Annotated in this window: 21 protein-coding genes; 13 read left to right on the top strand and 8 right to left on the bottom strand. The window is 67.3% G+C overall.

Annotation, left to right across the window (positions count from 1 at the left end):
- The first annotated feature begins 110 nt into the window (after positions 1 to 110).
- The 3 genes from rsgA to O3I_RS00900 all read left to right on the top strand — a co-directional run bounded on the left by rsgA (position 111) and on the right by O3I_RS00900 (position 2635).
- Complete coding sequence (gene rsgA, locus O3I_RS00910) at positions 111 to 1157, top strand: ribosome small subunit-dependent GTPase A (protein WP_014981009.1); 1047 nt, start codon at positions 111 to 113, stop codon at positions 1155 to 1157.
- Between the two features lie 185 nt (positions 1158 to 1342).
- Positions 1343 to 2194 (top strand): SDR family oxidoreductase, encoded by an 852-nt coding sequence (locus O3I_RS00905; protein ID WP_014981008.1) that lies wholly within the window; start codon positions 1343 to 1345, stop codon positions 2192 to 2194.
- Between the two features lie 153 nt (positions 2195 to 2347).
- On the top strand, positions 2348 to 2635 hold the full coding sequence (locus O3I_RS00900; protein WP_237748233.1) for a hypothetical protein: 288 nt from the start codon (positions 2348 to 2350) through the stop codon (positions 2633 to 2635).
- An 83-nt stretch (positions 2636 to 2718) separates the two neighbouring features.
- Here O3I_RS00900 and O3I_RS00895 read toward each other — a convergent pair whose 3' ends face one another.
- Together O3I_RS00895 and O3I_RS00890 are read right to left on the bottom strand one after the other, a co-directional pair.
- Positions 2719 to 4620 carry a glycosyltransferase gene (locus tag O3I_RS00895; RefSeq protein WP_041563262.1) on the bottom strand — a complete coding sequence of 634 codons (1902 nt, stop codon included), beginning with the start codon at positions 4618 to 4620 and terminating at the stop codon, positions 2719 to 2721.
- A gap of 128 nt (positions 4621 to 4748) precedes the next feature.
- The gene (locus O3I_RS00890; protein WP_237748232.1) at positions 4749 to 5291 is read right to left on the bottom strand and encodes a GtrA family protein; all 543 of its coding nucleotides are present in this window, start codon (positions 5289 to 5291) and stop codon (positions 4749 to 4751) included.
- 147 nt (positions 5292 to 5438) lie between these two features.
- Here O3I_RS00890 and O3I_RS00885 point away from each other — a divergent pair, with 147 nt between their 5' ends.
- Positions 5439 to 6431 carry a glycosyltransferase gene (locus O3I_RS00885; protein WP_014981004.1) on the top strand — a complete coding sequence of 331 codons (993 nt, stop codon included), beginning with the start codon at positions 5439 to 5441 and terminating at the stop codon, positions 6429 to 6431.
- Positions 6428 to 8014: a DUF2142 domain-containing protein gene (locus O3I_RS00880; RefSeq protein ID WP_014981003.1), complete on the top strand. Its 1587-nt coding sequence runs from the start codon at positions 6428 to 6430 to the stop codon at positions 8012 to 8014. Before O3I_RS00885 ends, O3I_RS00880 begins: the two co-directional genes overlap by 4 nt.
- A 12-nt stretch (positions 8015 to 8026) precedes the next feature.
- On the opposite strand, the gene rfbB is transcribed toward O3I_RS00880, so the two are convergent.
- Positions 8027 to 9028: a dTDP-glucose 4,6-dehydratase gene (gene rfbB, locus O3I_RS00875; protein ID WP_014981002.1), complete on the bottom strand. Its 1002-nt coding sequence runs from the start codon at positions 9026 to 9028 to the stop codon at positions 8027 to 8029.
- 310 nt (positions 9029 to 9338) lie between these two features.
- On the opposite strand from rfbB, the gene O3I_RS00870 reads away from it, so the two are divergent.
- Entirely contained in the window at positions 9339 to 10061 is a 723-nt protein-coding gene (locus tag O3I_RS00870; protein ID WP_014981001.1) for a hypothetical protein, read from the top strand.
- 177 nt (positions 10062 to 10238) lie between these two features.
- Positions 10239 to 10943, top strand: a complete 705-nt coding sequence (locus O3I_RS00865) for a hypothetical protein (protein ID WP_014981000.1) — start codon at positions 10239 to 10241, stop codon at positions 10941 to 10943.
- Positions 10944 to 11118: 175 nt separating this feature from the next.
- Here the strand turns inward: O3I_RS00865 and O3I_RS00860 are convergent, their stop codons facing one another.
- The gene (locus O3I_RS00860; RefSeq protein ID WP_014980999.1) at positions 11119 to 12111 is read right to left on the bottom strand and encodes an alpha/beta hydrolase; all 993 of its coding nucleotides are present in this window, start codon (positions 12109 to 12111) and stop codon (positions 11119 to 11121) included.
- A gap of 225 nt (positions 12112 to 12336) precedes the next feature.
- Here O3I_RS00860 and rfbA point away from each other — a divergent pair, with 225 nt between their 5' ends.
- Together rfbA and O3I_RS00850 are read left to right on the top strand one after the other, a co-directional pair.
- Positions 12337 to 13209, top strand: coding sequence for a glucose-1-phosphate thymidylyltransferase RfbA (gene rfbA / locus O3I_RS00855; protein WP_014980998.1), 873 nt, complete (start codon positions 12337 to 12339; stop codon positions 13207 to 13209).
- A 2-nt stretch (positions 13210 to 13211) separates the two neighbouring features.
- Positions 13212 to 13760 (top strand): dTDP-4-dehydrorhamnose 3,5-epimerase family protein, encoded by a 549-nt coding sequence (locus O3I_RS00850; RefSeq protein ID WP_014980997.1) that lies wholly within the window; start codon positions 13212 to 13214, stop codon positions 13758 to 13760.
- Positions 13761 to 13825: 65 nt separating this feature from the next.
- Here the strand turns inward: O3I_RS00850 and O3I_RS00845 are convergent, their stop codons facing one another.
- Positions 13826 to 15289 carry an MFS transporter gene (locus tag O3I_RS00845; RefSeq protein ID WP_041562330.1) on the bottom strand — a complete coding sequence of 488 codons (1464 nt, stop codon included), beginning with the start codon at positions 15287 to 15289 and terminating at the stop codon, positions 13826 to 13828.
- Positions 15290 to 15374: 85 nt separating this feature from the next.
- Between O3I_RS00845 and O3I_RS00840 the strand changes: the two genes are divergently transcribed.
- Positions 15375 to 15800, top strand: coding sequence for a MarR family winged helix-turn-helix transcriptional regulator (locus O3I_RS00840; protein ID WP_014980995.1), 426 nt, complete (start codon positions 15375 to 15377; stop codon positions 15798 to 15800).
- 21 nt (positions 15801 to 15821) lie between these two features.
- Here O3I_RS00840 and O3I_RS00835 read toward each other — a convergent pair whose 3' ends face one another.
- Together O3I_RS00835 and O3I_RS00830 are read right to left on the bottom strand one after the other, a co-directional pair.
- The gene (locus O3I_RS00835) at positions 15822 to 16703 is read right to left on the bottom strand and encodes a helix-turn-helix domain-containing protein (RefSeq protein ID WP_014980994.1); all 882 of its coding nucleotides are present in this window, start codon (positions 16701 to 16703) and stop codon (positions 15822 to 15824) included.
- Positions 16704 to 16922: 219 nt separating this feature from the next.
- Positions 16923 to 17504: a DUF4282 domain-containing protein gene (locus O3I_RS00830; protein ID WP_014980993.1), complete on the bottom strand. Its 582-nt coding sequence runs from the start codon at positions 17502 to 17504 to the stop codon at positions 16923 to 16925.
- 335 nt (positions 17505 to 17839) lie between these two features.
- Between O3I_RS00830 and O3I_RS00825 the strand changes: the two genes are divergently transcribed.
- From O3I_RS00825 to O3I_RS00815, 3 genes are all read left to right on the top strand, one after another.
- Entirely contained in the window at positions 17840 to 18322 is a 483-nt protein-coding gene (locus O3I_RS00825) for a hypothetical protein (protein WP_014980992.1), read from the top strand.
- A 282-nt stretch (positions 18323 to 18604) separates the two neighbouring features.
- Positions 18605 to 20791 carry a molybdopterin-dependent oxidoreductase gene (locus O3I_RS00820; protein ID WP_014980991.1) on the top strand — a complete coding sequence of 729 codons (2187 nt, stop codon included), beginning with the start codon at positions 18605 to 18607 and terminating at the stop codon, positions 20789 to 20791.
- Between the two features lie 238 nt (positions 20792 to 21029).
- Positions 21030 to 21662 (top strand): pyridoxamine 5'-phosphate oxidase family protein, encoded by a 633-nt coding sequence (locus tag O3I_RS00815; RefSeq protein WP_014980990.1) that lies wholly within the window; start codon positions 21030 to 21032, stop codon positions 21660 to 21662.
- Positions 21663 to 21675: 13 nt separating this feature from the next.
- Here the strand turns inward: O3I_RS00815 and O3I_RS00810 are convergent, their stop codons facing one another.
- On the bottom strand, positions 21676 to 22131 hold the full coding sequence (locus O3I_RS00810; RefSeq protein WP_167829093.1) for a GtrA family protein: 456 nt from the start codon (positions 22129 to 22131) through the stop codon (positions 21676 to 21678).
- Positions 22132 to 22291 lie beyond the last annotated feature (160 nt).

Genomic DNA, 22291 nt, shown 5'->3' with positions numbered 1-22291 from the left:
CCGTGCCCGGACGAGCTGTGCGCATGCACGCCGCCACACGGACCTCCACCCTCATCTCCAGTCGCTGAGTCCGGTACGGGCTCGGTGCCCGACGAAGGATTCCCTCCATCATGGTCGAGTACGACCTTCTTGTCCCTTACGGCTGGACCGAAGCCGTAGCCGAGGAATACACCGCGCTGATCGAAGAGAACTGCGTGCCCGCCCGAGTGATTCGGATGGACCGCAGCGAATGCGATGTCGCGACACCCGCCGGGCTCGCACGAGCCCGCTGCCCTAGAGCCGATGCCGAGGTCAGCGGTCTGTGCACCGGTGACTGGGTGAGCATCGACGCCGACTCCACGGTCCGGCAGCTGCTGCCGCGCCGGTCGGTGATCATGCGGTCCTCGGTCTCCGGCCGGTCCCACGGGCAGGTGCTGGCCGCCAATGTCGACACGGTACTGATCTGCACGGCGGCCGACGCCGATGTCGATCTCGGACGGATCGAACGGATGCTCGCGCTGGCCTGGGAGAGCAACGCGCAACCGGTCGTCCTGCTCACCAAAGCCGATGCGGCAGTGGATATTCCGCTCGACGCAGTGCAGGCTGTCGCGCCCGGCGCGATGGTGCTCGCGGTGAGCGCCGAGACCGGAGCCGGGCTGGATGTGCTCACCGCGGTACTCGACGGGACGGTCACGCTGATCGGTCCGTCCGGTGCGGGGAAATCCACCCTCGCCAACGCGCTGCTCGGGCAAGAAGTGTTCGCCACCAACGCCGTTCGCTCGGCCGACAAGAAGGGCCGGCACACCACCGTACATCGGGAACTGCGGCCGCTGCCCAACGGCGGCACGCTCATCGATACACCGGGACTGCGCGGGATCGGGCTGTGGGATGCCGCCGAAGGTATCGAGAAGACCTTCAGCGATATCGAATCCCTGGCCGCGCGATGCCGTTTCGGCGATTGCGCGCACAACGGCGAGCCCGGGTGCGCGGTACTGGCGGCCATCGACAGCGGCGAACTCACCCAGCGCCGGTTCGACAGCTATCGGAAGCTGGCCAAGGAGAACGCCTGGATGGCGGCGCGCACCGACCGGCGATTGCAGGCGGAGCGACATCGCCAATGGCGGGAGATCACCAAACAGCAGCGGCAGATCTATCGGGAGCGCGGGTCGCGCCGCTGAACAGTGACCGGGCGGGTGGTGCAGTCGGCGATCGGCACCACCCGCCCGGTTGTCCTGTCGGCAGAGAGGAAGTTCACCCACTCACCCTATGCAACTGGTTGCATAGTAATGGGGGTTACGCTTAGTGTGCGAAGTGCGGAAGGCCGCGGGGCCCACCTGCGGCATGGACGACAGGAGCAGGTCACATGACGGAATCGGGATCGAAGCCGCTCGCGGGCGCGACGATGATCATGTCCGGTGGTAGCCGGGGCATCGGCTTGGAAATCGCCAAGCGGGCGGCGGCCGACGGCGCGAACATCACGCTGATCGCCAAGACCGATCAGCCGCATCCGAAGCTGCCCGGCACCATTCATACCGCCGCGGCGGAGCTCGAGCAGGCCGGCGGCCAGGTGCTGCCGTTCGTCGGCGACGTGCGCAGCGACGAATCGGTCGCGGAGGCGGTCCGGCAGACCGTGGAGCGGTTCGGCGGCATCGATATCGTGGTGAACAACGCGTCGGCGATCGACCTGTCCCCCACCGATCTGCTGCCGATGAAGAAGTACGACCTCATGCAGGACATCAACTGCCGCGGCAGCTTCCTGCTCGCCAAGCTGAGCATCCCGCACCTGCGCGCGTCGGCGGCGGCGGGGCGCAACCCGCACATCCTCACCCTTTCGCCGCCGCTCAACCTCGACCCCAAGTGGGCCGGCGCGTCGCTCGGCTACACCATCGCCAAGTACGGAATGTCGCTCACCACACTGGGTTTGGCGGAGGAACTGAAGAACGACGGCATCGGCGTCAACTCGCTGTGGCCGCGCACCACGATCGCCACCGCCGCGGTCAAGAACCTGCTCGGCGGCGAAGAAATGATCGCCACCTCACGCACCCCCGACATCTACGCCGACGCCGCCTACCTCGTCCTCACCTCCCCCGCCAAGGACACCTCCGGCAACTTCTTCATCGATGACGACGTCCTCGCCGCCCACGGCATCACCGACCTCGACAAATACCGCGTAGTCCCCGGCGACGGCCCCCTCACCACCGACCTCTTCCTCTGACGCACTCCCCCAGGCCACCTTCAGCCCCCAACCCAGCTGAAGGTGGCCTCCCGGTCGTTGTCACTGCGGCATCGGCGGCACCGCGCTGGAGCAGAAAGGTGGTTACACGAACGTGTATCCGGGTGGGAAGTCGCGATGAGTGGCGTCGGTACGGTGGTGGTGGAGGCCACCGGGGTTACCTATTATTCGGCGCTGGATGAGGCTGGGTTCTTCGGGTGGCTCGACCGGATTCGGTGTGTGGAGTCTTATCGCGGGGAACTGCGCACGCTGTATTTGACGGTGCGGCTCGGGGCGGTGGATGAGGACGGGTTGCGGGAACTCGTTGCGCTGTATCGGAGATACGACATCGATCTGAAACAGTTGCGCGTTCTCGATGCCGAGCGCGTGGGGCCTTGGTTCAGCGACCCCGAGCGCTGGTGGCATGCGGACGTTTTCGGGTAGCGACGAATCGAGGCCGACGTCAGTGCCTGAACGACCGCGAGCCGCCCGGCTGGGGTGCGGGGCGGCTCGCGGTGGGGTGCTGTCTATTCGGGGGTGATGCCGTAGAGGCGTTCCCAGTTGGCGCGGCTGGTGAGGTCGGGGACGGCGGCGCGGTATTGCTGTTGCAGGGTGGGGAGTTCGCGGCGCAGGCGGCGCAGGACGTGGAAGGTGCGGCGCAGGAGTTGGCGGGCGCGGGCCTTGTCGCGCTGCCGGACCCGGACACCGGACTGGGAGGCGTCGGTGACCACGACATGATCGAACAGCGACACATGCCACCAGTAGGCATCTTCGCGGGTGACGCCGATGACACCGTGCTGGGTGCGGCCGAACCACTGGTTGATCGCGCGTTTGATCAGCACGAGCAGCGGGCGGCTGGGTTCGCCGGTGGCACGGCGTAATTGGATGTCACCGGAACGCACCGGCGGCGTCGACGCTGGATGCTTCTTGGTCTCCGCGTAGTCGCCGCGACTGGTGCGAGCCGCCGCGAGCGCGGCGATACCGCCGTCCTGCAACACCTTCGGGCCCTGCAAGAAGTCCTCGATACCTTGCAGCGTGGTGTGCACCAGACCGTACTGCATGGCGACCAGCTGCTCGGACAGTTCCCGGAACAGCTTGCGGGTGATCGCCTTTCCATCCAGATCGGTGTGCAAGGCGCCGACGATCAGAGAGTTACGCGTGCTGAAGTAGCGCGCCCAATCGTCGTAGTCCTTCCAGTAGAAGTCCGCGTGCCAGACCGCCGCGTTCGGCAGGGTGACCGTGACGAAGCCGCTCTCCCTGGCCCGGATGCCGTATTCGACGTCGTCCCACTGGAAGAAGATCGGCACCGGCAGCCCGATCTCGGCGACCACCTCGGCCGGGATCAGGCAGGTCCACCAGGCGTTGTAGCCGGCGTCCACGCGACGTTCCTGGTTGCGCTTGAGCATGCTGGTGTTGCGCAACGCCTTCGGCACCTTCTGCCCGTGCCGCAGATCCTGCAGATGCACCTCTTCGGCGCCGACGTTCAGGTAATCGGGGTTGAGCAGGAACAACATCTGCGCGCCGACCAGGGTCGGTTCCACCGTCATGTTGGCGAAAGCGTTGAGCCGCAACACTGTTTCGGGTTCGCACAGGATGTCGTCGTCCATCAGGATGACGTCGGCGTGCTCGTTGGCGGCCGACACCTCGTAGAGCCCGCGGGTGAAGCCGCCCGCGCCACCGAGGTTGGGCTGGCGGATGTAGCGCAGCTTGTCCCCGAAGGTCGGCGCCACCTCTTGATAGAGCGGCCGGTTCTGCACCAGGTCGGTGCCCTGGTCGACGACGTACACCGCGTCGATCGCGCCGAGCACGACCGCGTCGGAGGCCAGCGCGGCGACGGTGTGCGCGCAATCCTCGGCGCGGTTGAAGGTGCAGATGGCGATGGCGACGGGCCGGATGTGGTCCGGCGCCGCGCTGGTCCAGCTGACCTCGGTGATGCCGAGATCGCCACCGACAGCGTCGAATTCGAGCCAGATGGCGCCACCGTCGACGTACTGGTCCAGCGTGGCCGATAGCGTCACCGGCCCGCTCGCGGTGACCTGCGCGGTGTCGATGATGCGGCGGTGCCCCGCGATATCGGAGGCGACCAGGCGCAGCTTCGCCTTCCCGCCCACATCGAGCACCATGGTCACGCGTACCTCGGTGACGGTGGTCCAGCGCTGCCAATAGCTGGCGGCGAACCGGCCGAAGTAGGTGTTGGTGTGCGCGGCGGCGCCCTTTTCCAGCCGCAACGCCTGACGTTCCCGGTGGGCGCGTCCCTTCACGACGGCGTACAGCTCGTCGCTGACCTTGGCCGACGGTCCGGTGAAGATGCCACGCTGCAGCACCAGCCGGTCCGGCGCCCGATGGTCGGAGCGCAGCGAAGCCGGGGCGTCAACGGCCGTCGCTCGATCTTTCGTTTCGGTAACGGCCTGGGTAGCCGACTGCTCCATGAAGTCCTCGAAATCGTTATCGTGCCGGACGGGACAGACACGCCCCTGGATGCCGTTCGCGGCGGGGGTGAGGATATCAATCACCCTCGGTAGCTGCCTGCTCAGGCGCTTCGCCGCCGTGTCCCATGCTATTGCTGGGAATTCGCTGCGCTGTCACCGTCGGTCGCATCGGCGCGCTCGGCCGCGCCGGTGAAAACGAACTTGTCGTAGGCCCAATACCGGAAGACCACGGCCACGATCTGCCCGATGAGCGTGCCGGAGATGTTGTCCGACAGCGGCGAGGACAGGTCGAGCACGTACCGGGAGAAGCCGAGGCACCCCAGTTGCAGGCCGATCGCGACGACATTGAACACCGCGTACAACAGATATTCGCGCCCGGGATTGTCGGTCTTCTTGTGCGCGAAGGTCCACCACTTGTTGCCGAAGTAGGTGACCACCGTCGCGACCGCGATCGCGATGATCTTGGCGGGCAACGGGTAGTGATAGAGCAGGCCCTCGCCACCCCAGAAGACCAGGAGGTTGTAGGTGCCCGCATCGACGAGGAACCCGATCGCGCCGACGACCAGGAACGCACTGCCCTGCCGCAACGCGGTCAGCACCTTCCGGACCATCGATCCCTCGGCGGCGGACACGGTCTGGCCCGCCTGCGCGGTCGACTCACTCGTTGGCACGGCCCGACGGTACCGCAGGGCCGCCGTCACCGACCGCGCCGCGAAATTCCTCGGTCGCCGCGGTGAGGTCGGGCACGCGTCGCCGGTGCGTTCCCTGTACCCTCCCGGTGTTCCCACATTCACCACCGATCGCGAGGATTGACCCGGGTGGACTCCACCGAGCTTCGTATTGCCGCAGTGGTGCCGTGCCACAACGAAGAGGCTTCGGTCGCCAAGGTCGTCGCCGACCTTCAGGCTGCCGTGCCGGGGATCGTTGTCTACGTCTACGACAATCTGAGTACGGACAAGACAGCCGAGCGTGCCCGCGCCGCGGGGGCGATCGTGCGCCACGAGTACACCAAGGGCAAAGGCAACGTGGTCCGCCGCGCCTTCGCCGATATCGAGGCCGATGTCTATCTGATGATCGACGGCGACGACACCTATGAGGCGTCGGCCGCACCGCTGATGATCAAGACGCTGCTCGACGGCCCGTATGACCATGTGCTCGGCGTGCGCAAGCAGGACGAGAGCGGTTCGGCGTACCGGGCCGGTCACGAGACCGGGAACAAGGTGCTCAACGGCGTGGTCGGGCAGGTTTTCGGCGAGAACGTCGAAGACATGCTGAGCGGCTTCCGGGTGTTCTCCCGCCGTTTCGTGAAGAGTTTCCCGGCCGTCTCGCGCGAGTTCGAGATCGAGACCGAGCTGACCGTGCATTCGCTGCACCTGCGGGTGCCGCGCACCGCGGTGCCGGTGGGTTTCCGCGACCGCCCGGCCGGCAGCGAGAGCAAGCTGCGCACCTACCACGACGGTTTCAAGATCCTGGCGCTGATCATCGGCCTGGCCAGGCACGAACGGCCGGTCGCGTTCTACGGCGTGTTCGGCACGCTGAGCTGGCTGGTCTCGATCATCTTGAGCATCCCGATCGTGGTCGAGTTCTACAACACCGGCGAGGTGCCCCGGTTCCCGACACTGTTCCTCGCGTTCACCTTGCTGCTGCTCGGCAGCCTGGCCTGGACCGCGGGCCTGATCCTGGACGGCATCCGGCGCTCCCGGCACGAGGCCGCGCGCCTGGTCTACCTGCGCTACTCCGCGGTGAGCGCGGACGACTTCCATCCCAACGGCAACGGCGGTGACGCCCGCACCGGCGGGGCCGGACGGTGACCACTTCGGCGGACAGCACGACGGCTGAGCCCAGCGCAACGACGCAGGCGCCCGACGAGACCGCGCCCGGCGCAACACCGACAGCGCGACCCGATAGCGCAGGCGACGAGCCGAAAGCGGGCAAGGCCGCGGTAGCGACCGCGGGCGCGCGTGTCGTGGAACGTTTCGGCGCGGCGACCATCGCCTTCACCGTGCTGGTCGCGATCTTCGGCGGGTTGTTCACGGTGCTCACCCCGCCGTTCTGGGGACATGACGAGATCACCCAGTTCGGCCGCGCCTACCAGGTCGCGCACGGCGGATTCCTGCCGCAGCAGATCCACGACGACCGCGGTGTCGCCTACGGCGGCGAGGTCCCGACCAGCATCACCGCCCTGATGGGCTACGCGCTGAAGGACTACACCACCAACCCCGACGAGCCGGACAACATGGTCGCCGACCCCGGCGCCTACGACCGGCTGGGCGGGGCCGCGGTGTCCGAGGCGACCGAGCCGGTCTGGTTCACCAACACCGCCGCCTATTCGCCGGTGCCGTATATCCCTGCCGCCGTTGGTATTCGGCTGGCCGAGGTGTTCGGCCTGGATGTCGGCGGGATGGTCGCGCTGACCAGGCTGGCCGGGCTGCTCTGCTATCTGGCCGTGGTCGGCTTCGGGTTGTACGCGCTGCGCAAGCATCGGGTGCAGTGGCTGGCGTTCACCGTCGCGGTGCTGCCGATCGCGGTGTTCCAGGCGGGCACCGTCACCGCGGACACGATGACCAACGCGCTGGCCATCATGGTCTCGGCCCTGCTGGTGAAGGCGCTGTTCCTCGGCGATCGGCTCGGCCGGGTGGAAACCGGTGCGCTGCTGGCCGCGACGGTGCTGCTGCCCGTCAGCAAGCCCACCTATGTGCTGCTGGCGATGCTGGTGGTGCTCGTGCCCGCGGAGCGGTTCGGCTTCACCGGCTGGCGACGCGCGCTCCCTTGGATTTTCGCGGCGCTGGGCGGTATCGCCTTCGCCGGGTGGATGAAGATCGCGGCGCCCACCGGCGACGGCATGGGCCTGATGCGGCCGGAGCACCAGTGGCGCTCGGTGCGGCCGGGTGACCAGCTGCACGGAATCCTCACCGACCCAGGGCATTTCATCGGCGTATTCGGCGAGAGCATCGCACTGCGGGACGAGCGGTGGTTCAGCCAGTTCTTCGGTGAGCTCGGCTTCGCCTATATCGACGTGCCGGCCCTGACCATGCTGGCCTGCCTGTTCGCCTTCGCGGTGAGCATCGGCATCGCGGATCGGATGAGCGCCGCCACCTTCCGGCGCACGTTGCTCGTCGCGCTCACCGTCGCGGCGAGCGTCGCGATGATCTACGTGACGCTGTACATGTCGTTCACCCCGGTCGGGTACTACATCATCGACGGCGTGCAGGGCCGCTACTTCGTGCCGCTGGCGATCGTCGCCTTCGCGGTGCTGCTGCGCTGGATGCCGTTGCGGCTCACCAACATCGCCGGACGGACCCCCACGCTCGGCCCGGCGGTCACAGTCATCGTGGCCACCGTCGTCGCCCTGATCGGCGCGGTCTGGAAGTACTACGAGATCGTTTGGGGCTGAGACCGCGCGGGACTACAGCGTCTGCTCGCCGGCCGCGACGTAGGCCCGCTCAGTGATCGCCTTGTGCGGACGCCACCAGGCTTCGTTGTCGCGGTACCACTGGATGGTCGCGGCGAGGCCGGCCCGGAAGTCGGCGTAGCGCGGAGTCCAGCCGAGTTCCTCGCGCAGCAGGGTCGCGTCGATCGCGTAGCGCTGGTCGTGACCGGGGCGGTCGGTGACGTGGTCGAAATCGTCGGGGTCGCGGTCGAAAGCTTCCAGGAGCATCCGCACGACCGTCTTGTTGTCGAGTTCGCCCTGCGCGCCGATCAGGTAGGTCTGCCCGATTCGGCCGCGCTCCAGCACATCCCACACCGCGCGGTTGTGGTCGTCCACGTGGATCCAGTCGCGCACCTGGTGCCCCGCGCCGTACAGCCGGGGGCGCACGCCGTCGATCAGGTTGGTGATCTGGCGCGGGATGAACTTCTCCACGTGCTGATACGGCCCATAGTTGTTGCTGCAGTTGGACAGTGTGGCGCGCACGCCGAACGACCGGGTCCACGCCCGGACCAGCAGATCGCTGGCGGCCTTGGTGGCCGAGTACGGGCTGGACGGGTTGTAAGGGGTCTGCTCGGTGAACGCGGGCGCCTCGGCGGTGAGGTCGCCGTAGACCTCGTCGGTGGAGACGTGGTGGTAGCGCACGTCGTAGCGGCGGACCGCCTGCAACAGTGAATAGGTGCCGACGATATTGGTCTGCACGAACGGCCACGGTTCGGCGAGGGAGTTGTCATTGTGGGATTCGGCCGCGAAATGCACCACCGCGTCGACACCGCTGACGAGTTCGTCGACCAGGTCGAGATCGGCGATATCCCCGTGCACGAAATCGATGCGGTCGGCCACTTCGTCGAGCGAGGCCTTATTTCCGGCGTACGTCAGCGCGTCCAGAACGGTCACGGTGGTGTCGGGATGATCGACAACGGTCGACTTGACGAAGTTCGCCCCGATGAATCCGGCTCCGCCGGTGACAAGCAATCGCACCCCACGACTCTACGTCGGCGGGCGCGACAAGTCGGGTTCTACGCCAAGACCTGGCAATCCGAGCAAAAAATTGCCACAGTTGCACTCTGTGACCTTCGTCTCCTACCGCCTGGTAGATGCCGAACGCCCAGTCTGGTTTCTGGCCCAAAACCACGACAGGAGTGCACATTTCGGACACCTCACCGGATCACGAGTCTCGCGGGTGAACATAATTTGAATTAACGGTCACAACCGGTTCACCACTCGTTAGCTGGTCTAGATTTCCATCGTCTAGTCCCCTCCGAACGCTTCACATCGAGGTTCTCCACAAATGCTGATGAGGAAATTCGCCGCGACTTCGGCGCTGATGATCGCCGCCCTCGGCGTCACCGCAGGCACCGTCAACGCGGCTCCGGCCACTGAGGCCGATAACGGAGCCGTCAACTTCACGGCGAGCTCCACCGACACCCAGACCACCATCAAGACCGACGCCGGTTCCATGGTCGTCGAAGATGGCGCCCTGAAGATCAAGGCCGCCAACGGCACCACGATCGCGGGCACCGACCTGCACTTCCGGGTCGATGACTTCGAATTCCCGATCGCCGCGGACATTTCCGATCGCACCGCGACACTGAGCCCCGAGTTCACCATGGACAAGGCGGTGTACAAGCCGGTCGCCCTGCCGTTCGAGGACAAGGCGCCGTGGAAGAACGAATACGACCGTGAACAGGCCGCCTTCAACCGGATGAAGGACACCATCGCGATGGGCGCCACCATCGGCACCCTGGTCGGTGGCCTCGGCGGCGCGGCCGTCGGCTGCGTGCTCGGCGGCATCGCCGGCGCCACCGTCGCCTCGGCCACCATCATCGGCCTGTTCGGCCCGTTCATCCCCGCGGCCGCCATCGGCTGCCTCGGCGGCATCATCGCGGTCGGCGCCCTGGGCACCGTCGCGGGCCAGATCCTGATCACCGCCCCGGTTGCCATCGGCGCGGCCATCCAGTACTTCGCCACCACCAGCGGCCCGTTCAACGCGCCGCCGGCCCCCGCGAAGTAGTCACGAAGTTCCTTCTCCCACAACTGAATTCGCACAACTGAAGAGAAGCGAGCCAGGAGACCCCGCTCGACCGTCCAGTCGGGCGGGGTCTCCTCAGCCCGGCCGAGTTACTGAAAGTTTGCGAACTCAGGTTTCCGGCCCCCACCCTGCCACAAGCACCTGGATGAGGACCCAGAAATGATTATCAAGAAATTAGCTACCACCTCCGCCCTGCTGATCGCCGCGCTCGGCGTCGCCGCGGGCACCGTCCACGCGGCTCCCGCCGACGAGGCCATCAACTTCACCGCCGAGTCCGCCGACTCGACCTCCATCATCAAGACCGATGCCGGCTCGATGGTCGTCGAGGACGGCGTCTTCAAGATCAAGGCCGCCAACGGCGCCACGATCGCGGGTGCCCCGTTGACCTTCCGCGTCGACGAGTTCGAATTCCCCATCGCCGCCGACATTTCCGATCGCACCGCGACGCTGACCCCGCAGCTCGACATGGCAAAGGCCACCTACAAGCCGGTCGCCCTGCCGTTCGAGGACAAGGCGCCGTGGAAGAACGAGTACGACCGTGAGCAGGCGGCCTGGAGCCGGATGACCAGCACCATCAGCATGGGCGCCACCATCGGCACCCTGGTCGGTGGTCTCGGCGGCGCGGCCGTCGGCTGCGTGCTCGGCGGCATCGCCGGCGCCACGGTGGCCTCGGCCACCATCATCGGACTGTTCGGCCCGTTCATCCCGGCCGCGGCCGTCGGCTGCCTCGGCGGCATCATCGCCGTCGGCGCCCTGGGCACCGTCGCGGGCCAGATCTTCGTGACCGCCCCGGTCGCCATCGGTGCGGCGATTCAGTACTTCGCCACGATCAACCAGCCGCCGGTGCCCGCGCCTGCCAAGTAGGCGAAACCGCACGCGCAAAACCGAATACCGCGTTACCCCGGCCAGCCGATCGCTGGGCGGGGTATCGCCGTTTCCGAGCGGGCGCCGAACCCCCTGCCGCCGAACGGGTCCCGACATGCGCGAGCCCCGTCCCGGCCACAGCGGAACGGGGCTCGCCTGGACAGGCCGGCCCGCTTTACGCGGTCCGCGCCTGCTGGCTCTCCTCGATCCTGGCTCGGACGAATCGCGACACCCGGGCCAGCGCGGCCCGGCTCTCGGGCAGGTTCGGCGCGATGCTCATGAAGGCGTGCACCTGGCCGCGCCACAGCTCCACCGCGTTCGGCACGCCCGCCGCGGTGAGCCGCTGGGCCATCAGCTCACAGTCGTACCGGAGCACCTCGTCTTCGGCCGCGATGAGCAGCACCGGCGGCAACCCGGCCAGTATTCCGTTCACCGGCGACAGCAGCGGGTCGAGTTCGCCGTCCACCTCCGCACCGATCCGGACCACGGCCGCCAGCGCGAGCAGCGGGATGTACGGATCGCGGCGCACATTGACGTGCCCGCGCTTGGCGGCGTAGTCGAGATCGAGCAGCGGGCTCAGCCCGACCAGACCGGCGGGCGCGGGCAGACCCTCGGCCAGCGCGCGCAGCGCGGTCGCGAAAGTCAGGTAGCCGCCCGCGGAATCACCGGCGAAGACGATGCGTCCCGGATCCGCCCCGTGCGCGAGCAACCAGCGATACGCGGTGAGGCAGTCCTCGACCGAATCGGTGATGCGCCGCCCTGGCAGTTGCCGATAGTCGACATTCACCACCGGCAGCCCCGTACGCCGCGCCAGGCTCGCGGCGACCGGACGGTGCGTGCGCAGGCCGCAGACCGCGAATCCGCCGCCGTGCATATACAGCATGGCGCCGTGCCGCAGCGCCCGCGCCGCACCCGCGGGGCGGATGATCTCCATCCGGAAACCGTTGAGCGACACCCGTTCCCGATCGATGCCCGTCGGCTCCGGCCGCAACCGCGCCAGGGTGTCGATCGCGGCGGCGCCGATCGGGATGGTGGCGCGGGTGATCGGCGCCGCGCGCAGCGCCGGACGGATCACGCCGAGGCAGGCCGCAAGCAACAGGCGCGCGGGCGCGCTCAAATTTTCCGGATTCATGACCATGCCGGGATCGCCGACTCGACTGGCAGCCATCGCGCACCTACCTCACCACTGGCGCGCCGAGTCCCGACCGGGCGGTCCCAGGCGAGCTGTCGGCGCTGACAACTCACACGATGTTGTTTCAGAACAACATGTGTTGTGTGACCTAAGCAACAGAATCTCCCCCCGGCCCGCCCGCGAAACCACGAAGGCCGATTCCGTAATCAATTCGAAAGGCCGCCCGTACCGAAACGGCAGTCCCCTGGCAGACTCCTCGGCATGCGCGGAATCATCTTGGCGGGCGGCACCGGTTCGCGGTTGCACCCGATCACGCGCGGCGTGAGCAAGCAGCTGGTCCCGGTCTACGACAAGCCGATGATCTACTACCCGCTGTCCACGCTGATGCTCGCGGGCATCCGGGACATCCTGGTCATCACCACGCCGGGCGATGCCGCCGCGTTCACCCGGCTACTCGGTGACGGCACCCAATTCGGCCTGTCGATCAGTTACGTGGTGCAGCCGGAACCGGACGGACTGGCGCGGGCCTTCGTGCTCGGCGCCGAGCACATCGGCACCGATACCGCGGCACTGGTGCTCGGCGACAACATCTTTCACGGACCCGGTTTGGGCACCAACCTGAATCGCTTCACCGGCATCGACGGCGGCGCGGTGTTCGCCTACTGGGTGTCGGACCCGACCGCGTACGGCGTGGTGGAGTTCACCGGGGGGCGCGCGGTCTCCATCGAGGAGAAACCGAAGACGCCGCGTTCGAACTACGCCATCCCCGGGCTGTACTTCTACGACAACGACGTGGTCGAGATCGCCCGCACGCTGCGCCCTTCCGCGCGCGGCGAGTACGAGATCACCGATATCAACCGGGCTTACCTGGAACAGGATCGGTTGCAGGTCGACGTGCTCGCGCGCGGCACCGCGTGGCTGGACACCGGCACCTTCGATTCGCTGCTGGACGCCGCCAACTACGTGCGCACCATCGAAGAACGACAGGGACTCAAGATCGGCGTGCCCGAGGAGGTCGCCTGGCGGATGGGCTACATCGATGACGAGCAGCTGTGCAAGCTGGCCGAGCCGCTGGTCCGCTCCGGCTACGGCAGCTATCTGCTCGATCTGCTGCAGCGCGGACGGGATTGGTGAGTATGGAGTTCCGTGAACTGGCCGTGCCGGGCGCGTGGGTGATCACCTCGCGCCAGTTCGGCGACGAGCGCGGCATGTTTCTCGAGAGCTTCAAGGCCTCGGAGTTCGAGAAGGCGACGGGCCGGGCGCTCGATCTACGCCAGGTGAACTGCTCGGTGTCCGCGGCGGGCGTGCTGCGCGGCATCCACTACACCGAAGACCCGCCGGGGCAGGCGAAGTACGTCACCTGCGTGCGCGGCGCGTTTCTCGATGTGGTGGTCGATCTGCGTCCCGGTTCACCGACCTACGGGCGATGGGACAGCGTGCTGCTCGACGACGTCGACCGGCGTTCGATGTTCCTGTCCGAGGGGCTGGGCCACGCCATCCTCTCGCTGGAGGACCACTCCACCGTCACCTATCTGTGCTCGCTGGAGTACACGCCCGAATTCGACCGGGAGATCGACGCTTTCGATGCCCGGCTCGGCATCGACTGGCCGACCATCGGCCGGGACGGCAACCCGCTCACGTTCGTCCGGTCCGCCAAAGACGCTGCGGCACCGCCTTTTTCCTGACCACGGAAACAGCCGGCCGGCACCACCCCTCGGGGTGATGCCGGCCGGTCTTCACTCGTGCGTAATCAGCCGACGAGTTCGAGCTCCGGTTCCGCGACCGGCTCGGCCTGCTTGCCGCGCTTCCCGAAGAAGGCCGAAAGCGCAACCAGCGCACCGACGATCGAGACCGCCGCGGCGAAGATCAGACCCGGACGGTAGGTGTCCAGCATCGCGGTCGGTGAGGTCCCGCCGTGCGCACCCGAGGCGATGATCGCGGTGGTCACCGCGAGCACGATGGCGGCACCGACCTGCATGGAGGTCTGCAGCACGCCCGCCGCGAGGCCCTGTTCCTCGTCGTCGATCCCGTTGGTCGCCTGAATGTTGATGGCGGGGAAGCCGACCCAGCCGATGCCGATCAGCAGGATCGCGGGCAGCAGCATCGTCCAGTAGGACGGCGCGGTGTCCAGTCGCAGGAACAACAGGTAGCCGACGGCCATCACGGCCATGGTGACGCCGATGATCGGGCCGGTGCCGAAACGGTCGACCAGCTTGTCGGAGAACACCGCGGACAGCGCGACCATCAGGCCCACCGGCAGCAGCGCCATCGACAGCTTCAGCGGCGACCATCCCAGGGTGTCCTGCATGAACAGGGTCACGATGAACTGCCAGCTGAAGTAGGAGCCGGCCACCGCGACGATCGCCAGGCTGGCCCGCACCAGCGACACCTTGCGCAGGATGCCGAGCCGGACCAGCGGGTGCTTGACCCGCTTCTCCACCGCGACGAACGCGGCGAACAGCACGAGCACGGCAGCGAACGAACCGAGCGTGCGCGCCGAGGCCCAACCCGCTTCCGGCGCGGTGACCACGGTGTAGACCAGCAGCAGCATGGCGGAGGTGGACAGCAGCGCACCGAAGAGGTCGTGGCCGCCTTCCTCGGCGGGCTTGTCCTTCGGCACCAGCACCCAGGCGGCGGCCAGCGCGGCCAGCGCGATCGGGACGGGCAGCAGGAAGGTCCAGCGCCAGCCGACGCCGGTCATCAGACCGCCGAAGAGCAGACCGGACGAGTAGCCGCCCGCGCCGAACACGGTGTAGATGGACAGTGCCTTGTTCCGGGCCGGGCCCTCGGCGAAGTTGGTGGTGATGATCGACAGACCGGTCGGCGCGGTGAACGCGGCGGCCAGACCCTTGATGAAGCGGGTGAGGATCAGCAGCGGGCCCGAGCTCACCAGGCCACCCGCGAGCGAGGCCAGGGCGAACACACCCAGCGCGATCAGGAAGACCTTGCGGCGGCCGAACAGGTCGGCGGTGCGGCCACCGAGCAGCAGCAGGCCGCCGTAGCCGAGGATGTAGCCGCTCACCAGCCACTGCAGGGTGGACGTCGAGAGATCGAGTTCATTGCCGATGGACGGCAGCGCGACGCCGATCATCGACACGTCGAGGCCATCGAGGAACAGCACGATGCACAGCGTGATCAGCATGCCCCACAGGCGGGTAGTCCATTTGGTGGGATCGGTCGCGGATGCGGCCGCCAGGGTTGCTGGTGAAGTCATGCGGGGTACGTTACATGCATGCGCATTAAATGCCAACACATCTAATGCAGTTGCATAGATAGCTGCGGACCACTAGGATGGGGCCATGTCGAAGCCGTCGACAATCGAGACAGCCCGGCGCACCGTCGCGCCGACCGGGCTGGTGGGTGAGTGGCGTGAGCTGCTGGACCGGCACGCGACGGTGAGCTGCGCCATGGAAAAGGCGCTACAGGGAAAGCACGGGATCGGACTCAGCGAGTTCGAGACGCTGGACCGGTTGATCGACGCCAACTGCGGCGACTATCGAATGAGCGATCTGGCCAATGACATCTATCTGAGCCAGAGCGCGCTGTCCCGCGCGGTCGCCCGGCTGGAGCGCGACGGCCTCGTCGCGCGCACCATGTGCCAGGACGACCGGCGCGCGGTCTTCGTCTGCCTCACCGAGAAGGGTCGCGCGGCCTACCAGCAAGCGCTGCCGACCCACCGCGCCGTGCTGGCGGACACCTGGGGCGTGCCCGGCCAAAAGTGCTGAGGCACCAGGAGATTCCCGCCCTCAGAACACGCGGCTGCTGCGCGCCTGCTCGATATCGTCGCGCGCGTCCACCGCGACCGATTTGATGCTCGCCAAAGCCCTTCGGTACCGGTCGATCTCGTTCTCCTTGTCCAGATACACCGGACCGGTGAACGATTCGACGTAGACCACCGGCGGTTCGGGCGACTCGCCCGCACGCAGCTCGGGGAACTCGAGCATGACGAAACGGCCCGAGTCCATGCCGTCGTGGTAGCCGGAATCCGTTGGCGCCACCTGGATCCGGACGTTCGGCAGGTCGCACATGCGCCGCAGGTGCTCGAGCTGCGCGGCGGTGACCGCGTCACCGCCGATGCGCCGCCACAGCACCGACTCGCTGATCACCACGTCCAAGTGCAGGGGCGCGTGCGCGCGGGTGACCAGGGCTTGACGTGCCATGCGCAACTGCACCCGCCGGTCGAGTTCGTTCGCGGGCATGTCCGGGCGCGCGGCCGTGAGCAACGCCCGCGTGTAGTCCTCGGTCTGCAGCAGGCCGGGCACCAGTTCGTTCTCGTAGGTCGACAACCGGGTGGCCGCCTCCTCCAGGCCGATGTAGACCTCGAACCCCTCCGCGATCACGTCGCCGTACGCGGTCCACCAGCCACGGGCCTTCGTCTCCCGCGCCAAAGCGGTGAGCGGACCGATCAGATCGGACGGCGCGCCGTAGACCTTGCACATCGCCTCGACGTCGAGGCTGCGCAGCGAGGTCTGGCCGGTCTCGATCCGCCAGATCTTGGCCTCCGACCATTCCAGTTGCTGGGCAGCGGTTCTGGTGGTCATCCGCGCGCGATTACGCAGGTCGCGCAGATGCCGGCCGAGTTGGCGCCGGGGCATGGTCGAACCGGTCGTCCCCTGCGGTAATGCCATAGGTGTTCCCCCCTTGTAGCCGAGCACCGGGCACTGTGACCGGACTACTCCGAAGCCCGGCAGTGTGACCCTTCTCTATCGGACACCGTCCCAGCCGGAGCTGGAGCATCCAAACGGCATTGTTTCACAGCAAAACAACCCCCGGTCACTATGGGCGACACCACAACCCGAGGGCGGGCAGATTGCGGGGAAACCCGCCGCGCGCGTTGTGCACCGGACCTAGCGCCGGGGGCCTCGCTTGCGGAAACGCCAGAACTGCACCGCGCGAACGTCTTCGGAGAGCTGGTTCACCGGTTCGGCGACATCGGAGAGCGCCTGGAACAGATCGTCGGCCAGTTCGCTGATGTGCTCGACCCTGGTGGCCAGCCGCGACGCGTTCACCAGGAACTCGAGCATCAGGCGGACCGCGGCCGCGATGGTCAGTCCCAGCGGCACGCCGAGCAACGCGGCCAGCACGCCCAGCACCGCCGACACCCGCCACATGAGCACGGTGAGCGCGATCGGGACGGCGACGGCGAAGGCGAGTCCGAGAATATAGGCCAGCGGCAGCAGGGTCCGGGTGGCCGGGCGATGGAACTGCACATCCAGCAAACCGCGGGCGGCCTCGACGCTCCACTGCCCGAAGGCACGCGGGCTCTCGAACGGCTCCAGCGGCTGCTCGGTCGCGGCGGTTTCCGTGCGCGAGAACCTGCGGGCCGCCGATTCCTTCCACGTGATCCAGCGCGATTCGGCTTCGAACTCCTCCGGGTCCGGCAGCGGACTCCCCTTCGCCGCACCGGTTCCGTTGGACTCATCGCTCATGGCAAGAAATCCTCCCCGCAATCGCGCGTCCGGGCCAGCGGGGATTCGGGAGCGGACCGATACGTCACATCATCCTCACACCGCGGTCACATCATTCCCAGGTTCTGCTCAGCGAGATCCCAGGGAAAGAACAGGTCAGCGCCCCAAAGTGGCGGCAGCACAACGATTCCGGATGGAAAAACCCAGGTTATAGCGAACAGCTTTTACGCACCCGCAGAAGAGACGTGAGCAACAGTCGTGAAGAAGTTTTGAAGATCGCGTAACGCTGCGGACGGCCACCACCGATACGACCCATGAATGCAGGACCCAGATCTACCGGGGAATGGAGAAAGACAGTGCGCACCACGTTTCCGACTTCCGTCTCGGCGGCTGCCATGACCGCCGCAGCGCAGGAATACACCCAGCGCGGATGGACGGTCGCCGAAACGGCCAACGGTCTTTGCCTGATCACCGATGACGAGCTTTCGGCCATCGAGGTCAGCGGCGAACTGGCCGGTCAGGTCCGCCGCTTCCTGCGAGCGAACAACCTGTCCGGGCCGGTCATCGAGATCCCGGGCACCGAGCGTCGCGAGATCCACTTGGTCACCGGCGTCCGCAAGGCCGCCATGGCGCTGGCGGCGCTGACCGCCGCGGGCGCTGTCGTCCACACCGACGGCGCGGGCGTCCCGCTGCCGCCCACTCAGCTCTCGGCAGGCTCGGCCTGCTGGGGGGTCGCACCCACCGAGGCCCGCTGGGTTCCGCCGGTGGTTGCGCTCAGCGCGGCCGTCCGGGCCGCGACCGCACGCAGCAAGACGCAGCTCACCAGCGTCGCCTGCTGACACCGCACAACCTGCTGAACACAGACCGGGACTGGGACTACCCGGACTGCACGACCGATATCCGCCACCAAGCCGGCCTGCACCGGCGTGCGGATATCGGTCGTTTTGCGTGGACGGCCGTCTGTGACGCCGATCTCGATTACGCTATGGATTGAGACACTCGGGACGTCACGACTGAATTGCGCGTACGTGGGTCAGCCCGGCCGATGCGCCACCCCGCCGCGCGCCAGCCACCGGCGCGACGCTCGAGCCCAGCCGGAACACGCGAAAAGGCGGACGAGCATGGCCGACGTCACCGATCAGCGGAATCTGTTGCGCACCTGCCCCCTGTGCGAGGCGGTGTGCGGCCTGGAGATCACGCTCGATCCCGAGGATCATGTGACCGCGGTGCGCGGCGACAAGGCCGACCCGTTCAGCAAGGGGTTCATCTGCCCCAAGGGCGCGAGCTTCGGCCATCTGGACGAGGACCCGGACCGGGTGCGCGAGCCGATGATTCGCGACCGGGCCACCGATACCTGGCGCACCGCGTCCTGGGACGAGGCGTTCGACCTCATCGCAGAGCGCTTCCCCCAGATCGTCGCCGAGCACGGAAAACAATCCGCGGCAGCGTATCTGGGTAATCCCAACGCGCACACCGTGGCGGGCGCGCTGTACGTGCCGGTGCTGCTGCGGGCGTTGAGCACGCGCAACATCTTCTCCGCGAGCACCGCCGACCAGATGCCGAAACAGGTGGCCAGCGGCTTGATGTTCGGCGATCCGCTCACCGTGCCGGTGCCCGACCTGGACCGCACCGACTATCTGCTGATGCTCGGCGCCAACCCGCTCGAATCCAACGGATCGCTGTGCACCGCACCGGATTTCCCCGGCAGGCTGAAGGCGCTGCGCCGCCGCGGCGGCCGCTTCGTGGTGGTCGATCCCCGCGTGACGCGCACCGCGAAGCTGGCCGACGAGCACCTGTTCATCCGGCCGGGCAGCGACGCGTATCTGTTGTTCGGCATTGTGCACACCTTGTTCGCCGAGAACCTCATCGATATCCGGGTCGAGGCCACGGGCGTGGACGAACTGCGCACGGCCGCAGCGGCGTTCAGCCCGGACACGGTGGCCACACGGACCGGCGTGCCCGCCGACACGGTGATCCGGCTCGCCAGGGAGCTGGCCGCCGCGCCGACCGCGGCCGTTTACGCCCGGATCGGCACCTGTACAGCGGAATTCGGCACCATCACGCAGTGGCTCGTGGACGCGATCAACGTTTTGACCGGCAACCTCGACACCGCGGGCGGCGCGATGTTCGCGACCGCGGCGGCGGGCGGCATCGTCCGCAGCAAGCCGTTCCGGCCCGGCCGCTGGACCAGCCGGGTCCGCGGCCTGCCCGAGGCGATGGGTGAGCTGCCCGTCGCGACCTTGGCCGACGAAATCAGCACCCCCGGCGAGGGGCAGATCCGCGCGCTGGTGACGGTCGCGGGCAATCCGGTGCTCTCCGCGCCGAGCGGCGCCCGGCTCGACGCTGCCTTCGCCCAGCTCGACTTCATGGTCAGCGTGGACCGGTATCTCAACGAAACCACCCGGCACGCCGACGTGCTCCTGCCGCCGCCGCGGCCTGTGCAGTCACCGCACTACGACTTCGCGTTGCTGCAATTCGCGGTGCACAACTACGCACGGTATTCGCGCCCGCTGGTGCCGCTGGGCGACCGGCCGTCGGAGTCGGCGGTGCTCGCCAGGCTGGCGGCGGCGGTGTCGGGCATGCCGCACGCGGGCACCGACGGCGTCGACCCGCTCACCGGCGTCGACGAACTGATCATCGCGGGCATGCTGCACAAGGCCGGAATGACCGAGCGGCGCGCCGAATTGATCGGAGCCGACACCACAGAACAACGCATCGACCTGATGCTGCGGCTCGGCCCTTACGGCGAATGGGCCGGTGGGCACCTGAATCTGCAAGTGCTGCTGGACAATCCGCACGGCGTCGACCTCGGGCCGTTGCAGCCCAAGCTGCCCGGTGCGCTGCGGACAGAATCGAAGAAAGTGGAACTCGCGCCGCGGCCGTTGCTCGACGACGTGAGCCGGATGCGGGCCCGCCTGGCCGACGCGGCCCCGGACGTGGTGCTGATCGGGCGGCGGCAGCTGCGCTCCAACAACAGCTGGATGCACAACGTCGCCACGCTGGTGAGCGGCTCGAATCGCTGCACGCTGCAGATCAATCCGGCCGATATCGCGCGGCTCGGCCTGCACGAGCACGCGGTGGTGAAATCGGCGGCGGGCATGCTGACGGTGCCGCTGGAGCCGACCGACGCGATCATGCCGGGGGTGGTGAGCCTGCCGCACGGCTGGGGCCACACCGACAGCACGCAGAGCGTCGCCAAAGAACACGCCGGAGTCAACGCGAACGTGCTGACCGACGACTCGATAGTCGACGTCCCATCCGGCAACGCGGTCTTCAACGGCGTCCCGGTGACCTTGACGCCGGCCTGACGGGCGCGGAAAATCGGACTGTTTCCGGTAGGCCAGTCGGCGGAAAAATTCCGGCCGGTCGGAATGCAGCTAATCCGTGGAAACCCTTGCGCTAATTACGCATTCAGTGCATTCTCAACGTGGATTTCGTACTTTTGCCAAGCCGAATCGGACTAAAATGGGCAGGATTTCGGTTTAGTCGCGGGCGCGATCTCGACCCCTCGACGGAACCCGATTCCGCCTACCAGAGGGGGCACGAATGCCCGGCGCGCAGCACGGCAGCGACGGCGAACGCGAGCTACAGGATCGGTACGGCACCCAGGACAGAGCCGCACGCTTCTACAACGACCAAGTGCTCGATCACCTGAACCACACCATGATCGAGTTCATCGGCCGGATGGAGATGGCCTTCATCGCCACCTCGGACAAACACGGCGAATGCGACGCCAGCTTCCGCGCCGGCGAGCCCGGCTTCCTGCACGTGATCGATGAACGCACGATTGCCTACCCCGAATATCGGGGCAACGGCGTACTCGCCAGCCTCGGCAACATCCTGGAGAATCCGCACGTAGGCATCCTGCTAATCGATTTCGTGCGCGATCTGATCGGCCTGCACGTCAACGGCTCGGCCCGGATCATCGCCGACGACACTTTGCGCAAGATCACCCCGGGACTGCCCGCCAACGCCAAGGGCCGCGCGGCCGAGCGCTGGGTCGTCGTCGACATCGAAGAGGCATACATCCACTGCCGCAAGCACATTCCGCACCTCGTCCCCGCCGACCGGGAACAGCGTGATTGGGGCACCGACAGCACCCGCGCGAAAGGCGGGGACTACTTCGGGGCCAAGGCGCAGGGACGCGAACTGGCCGAAGCCCTGCTCACGAACGGGTGAGCGGGGCCGAGCCTCACTTGATCTTGAAGATCACCAGGCGCTGGACGACGAAGTTGATGACGGTGGCGGTGCCCTGCGCGACCACGAAGGCGAGCAGCTGGCGCCACGCCGCGTCCGGCAGCGCCTCGTACAGCACCGCGTTGATGCCGACCTGTACGGCGAAGGTGACCGCGTAGAGGATCACCACCGCGACGAAGCGGGCCCGGCTCGGCGGCGCCTGGAAGGTCCAGCGCCGGTTGATCAGGTACGCGGTGGTGGTGCCCGCGATGAAGCTGAGCGACTTGGCCGCCTCGCGCGGCAGCCCGATCAGGTTGAAGAGCAGGCTGTACAACCCGAAGTCGACGATCGCCGACAGGCCGCCGGTCAGGGTGAACCGGACGATCTGCGTCTTGAGGTCGACATCGGTACCGCCCGGCTCGTCGACCAGCGGCAACTCGACCGGAAGCGGCAGGTGGGGTTCGGCAGGCACGGGCACGAGCGTAGCCGGGGCCCGCCGCGGCGGCGCGCGGACCGGCCGACCCCGGGAACCCGCGATGTGGGCGGCGGGCGTGTCCAGCGCCATAGCGACGTATATGTCACTACTCCGGAGTAAGAGACATCGACCGGATGTCCGGTCATACCTGTAGCCT

Origin of the sequence: Nocardia brasiliensis ATCC 700358 (assembly GCF_000250675.2) — a bacterium.
Classification (GTDB): domain Bacteria; phylum Actinomycetota; class Actinomycetes; order Mycobacteriales; family Mycobacteriaceae; genus Nocardia; species Nocardia brasiliensis_B.
This window is presented reverse-complemented; position numbering and strand designations above follow the sequence as displayed.